Source organism: Caballeronia sp. J97 (genome assembly GCF_905220305.1).
In the GTDB taxonomy this organism is placed as follows: Bacteria; Pseudomonadota; Gammaproteobacteria; order Burkholderiales; family Burkholderiaceae; genus Caballeronia.
In genome coordinates, this window is the sequence record NZ_CAJMZL010000082.1 from 1 (window position 1) to 1,301 (window position 1,301).

At 60.5% G+C, this 1,301-nt stretch carries 1 protein-coding gene; it reads left to right on the forward strand.

The window, feature by feature from the left end; genetic code table 11:
* Positions 1–77: 77 nt before the first annotated feature.
* Positions 78–1,298 (forward strand): ISL3 family transposase, encoded by a 1,221-nt coding sequence (locus tag U4Y90_RS35915; RefSeq protein WP_321801887.1) that lies wholly within the window; start codon positions 78–80, stop codon positions 1,296–1,298.
* Positions 1,299–1,301: the final 3 nt, after the last annotated feature.

Consider the following 1,301-nt stretch of genomic DNA (forward strand, 5'->3'; position numbering starts at 1 on the left):
GGTTCATCGCAGAATTCCGTGGACGGCTATCGGCGATTTTGTAATCTGACGTCTGGAAACGGACGTCGGAGGCGGAATTGCTGGATCGCAAAGCATTGGAAGCGCTGGGTTGCTGGAAGGGCTATCGGGTGGAGCGTGTGGAGTGGCCGCAAGGCGAGCACCGCACGCTCGCGCTGTATCTGAAGCCGGTCGGCAAAGTGATGCACTGCGAGCAATGCGGCGCCCGCTGCACGCAGATCCATGAGACGACCGTACGCCGGGTGCGTGATCTTCCGCTGTTCGAATACCGGGTGGTGCTGCATGTGCCGCGTCGGCGCGTGTGGTGCGATCGCTGCGGCGGCCCGAGACTGGAGCGCCTGGGCTGGCTGGGACGTTACCAAAGGGTGACCGAGCGTTTCGCTCGGGCGTGCGAGCAGTTGCTGCAGGCAGCCAGCGTGCAGGCGGTGGCGCAGTTCTACGATCTGGGCTGGCACACGGTCAAATCGATCGACAAGATGCGCTTGCGTGCAGGTCTTGTCGAGCCGGATTGGTCGTCGCTGCGCTATTTGGCAATGGACGAGTTTGCCCTGCATAAAGGGCATCGCTACGCCACCGTGGTGGTCGATCCGATCAACCGTCAAGTGCTGTGGATCGGGCCCGGGCGCTCACGCGAGAGCGCACGCGCGTTCTTCGAGCAGCTTCCCCCGGGCGTGGCCGCGCGCATTGAAGCCGTTGCCATCGACATGACCACGGCCTACGAGCTGGAAATCAAGGCCCATTGTCCGCAGGCGGATGTGGTCTACGACCTGTTTCATGTGGTGGCCAAGTACGGACGCGAGGTCATTGACCGAGTGCGGGTCGATCAAGCCAACCAGCTACGGCACGATAAGCCCGCCCGACGAGTACTGAAATCGAGTCGCTGGCTGTTGCTGCGCAACCGTCGCAACCTCAATGCACAGCAATCGATCCATCTGAAAGAATTGCTTGCGGCCAACGAGCCATTGACGTGCGTGTACGTACTACGCGATGAACTCAAGCAACTGTGGTTTTATCGGCGCCTCGCCTGGGCCGAAAAAGCGTGGGAGCAATGGTTTGAGCAAGCTCAACAAAGCGGTATCGCCGCTTTAAAGCAGTTCGCCCAGCGGCTGCAAGGCTACTTGCACGGCATTCTCTCGCGGTGCCGGCACCCACTCAACACCAGTGTCGTCGAGGGCATCAACAACACCATCAAAGTCATCAAGCGACGCGCCTACGGGTATCGCGACGAAGAATACTTCTTCCTCAAAATCCGCGCCGCGTTCCCCGGAAAAGCTCGATGAACC